The following is a 1977-nucleotide window of genomic DNA, read 5'->3' on the forward strand; positions in this document are numbered from 1 at the left end:
CGGTGCCGGTGGGGGTGGTGGGGGAGTTGTATGTGGCCGGGCGCGGTGTGGGTGTCGGGTATGTGGGTCGGTCTGGGTTGACCGGGTCGCGGTTTGTGGCGTGCCCGTTCGGCGGCGCGGGAGTGCCGGGCCAACGGATGTATCGGACTGGGGATTTGGTGTGGTGGGGTACTGATGGGCAGTTGCGGTATGTGGGCCGCGCCGATGAGCAGGTCAAGATCCGCGGGTATCGCGTCGAGTGCGGTGAGGTGCGCGCGGCGCTGTCCGGGCTGGCCGGGGTGGGGCAGGCGGTGGTGGTTGCCCGTGAGGACCACCCCGGGGATAAGCGTCTGGTGGGTTATGTCACCGAGTCGGCCGCCGGGGCGGTGGAGCCGGCTGGGGCGCGTGCCGCGCTGGCCGAGCGGTTGCCGGGCTATATGGTGCCGGCGGCGGTGGTGGTGCTCGAGGCCCTACCGTTGACGGTCAACGGCAAGCTCGATATCCGCGCCTTGCCGGCCCCCGAATACCACGGTGTTGACCGGTACCGTGCCCCGGCCAATTCCACCGAGGAGATCCTGGCCGGCATCTACGCCCGGGTGCTCGGTGTGGAGCCGTCCCGGCAAATAGGGGTGGATGAGTCGTTTTTCGATTTGGGCGGGGACAGCATTTCGGCGATGCGTTTGGTTGCCGCGGTCAACGCCGGCTTGGACGCCGATCTTGCGGTGCGGGCGGTGTTTGAAACTCCCACGGTGGCCGGGTTGGCGGCCCGGATCGGTGAGCAGAGTGGCCGGCGGCTGGAGCCGTTGAGGGTGCGGCCGCGCCCGGCGGTGGTTCCGTTGTCGTTTGCCCAGTCCCGGTTGTGGTTTTTGGACCAGCTGCACGGGCGGTCAGCGGTGTACAACCTGCCGGCGGCGGTGCGGCTGAGCGGCCGGTTGGATGCTGAGGCGCTGGGGGCGGCGTTGGCTGATGTGGTGGCCCGTCATGAGAGTCTGCGCACGCTGTTGCAGGCGGTCGAGGGAACACCTCGACAGGTGATCGTCCCGGTTGAGCGGGCCGGCTTCGGCTGGCAGGTTGTTGAGGCCGCCGGCTGGTCGGCAGACCGGCTGGAAGAGGCCATCGGCGCGGTGGCGGGTCACAGCTTTGATCTGGCGGCCGAGATCCCGTTGCGGGCACAGCTGCTGCGCCTCGGCGAGCAGGAGCATGTGCTGGTGGCGGTGGCGCATCATATCGCCGCTGACGGCTGGTCGATCCCCGTGCTGGTACGTGATTTGGGGGTGGCTTATGCCGCCCGGTGTGAGGGGCGGGCCCCGGGCTGGGCGCCGTTGGCGGTGCAGTATGTCGATTACACGTTGTGGCAGCGCGCCCAGTTCGGTGATCTGGCCGATCCCGGCAGCCGCATCGCCGCCCAGCTGGCCTACTGGCGTGATGCGCTGGCCGGGCTGCCCGAGCGGCTGGCGCTGCCCACCGATCGGCCTTATCCGCCGGTGGCCGATTACCGCGGCGCCAGTATGGCCGTGGACTGGCCGCCCGAGCTGCAACTGCAGGTGGCTCGGGTGGCCCGGGAGCATAACGCGACCAGTTTCATGGTGATGCAGGCCGCCTTAGCGGTGCTGCTGGCCAAGCTCAGTGGCAGTTCCGATGTGGCCGTCGGGTTCCCGATCGCCGGGCGGGGTGATCCCGCCCTGGATGAGCTGGTCGGCTTTTTCGTCAACACCTTGGTGCTGCGCGTCGAGGTGGCCGGTGACCCCAGCTTTGCTGAGTTGTTGGCGCGGGTGCGGGCGCGCAGCCTGGCCGCTTTCGAGAACCAGGATGTGCCTTTTGAGGTGCTGGTGGAGCGGCTCAACCCGGCCCGATCCCTGACCCATCACCCTCTGGTCCAGGTGATGTTGGCCTGGCAGAACTTCGCCGGGCCGGATGATGGTTCGGGCGCCGGGTTGGGCTTGGGGGATCTGGCGGTCACCCCGATACCGATCGGGACCCAGACTGCCCGCATGGATT

1 protein-coding gene is annotated in these 1977 nt (G+C 68.7%); it reads left to right on the plus strand.

The window, feature by feature from the left end; genetic code table 11:
• On the plus strand, positions 1 to 1977 hold a 1977-nt coding region (locus EET03_RS15245; protein ID WP_167470644.1), incomplete at both ends, for a condensation domain-containing protein.

Source organism: Mycobacterium innocens, assembly GCF_900566055.1.
GTDB classification, from domain to species: Bacteria; Actinomycetota; Actinomycetes; order Mycobacteriales; family Mycobacteriaceae; genus Mycobacterium; species Mycobacterium innocens.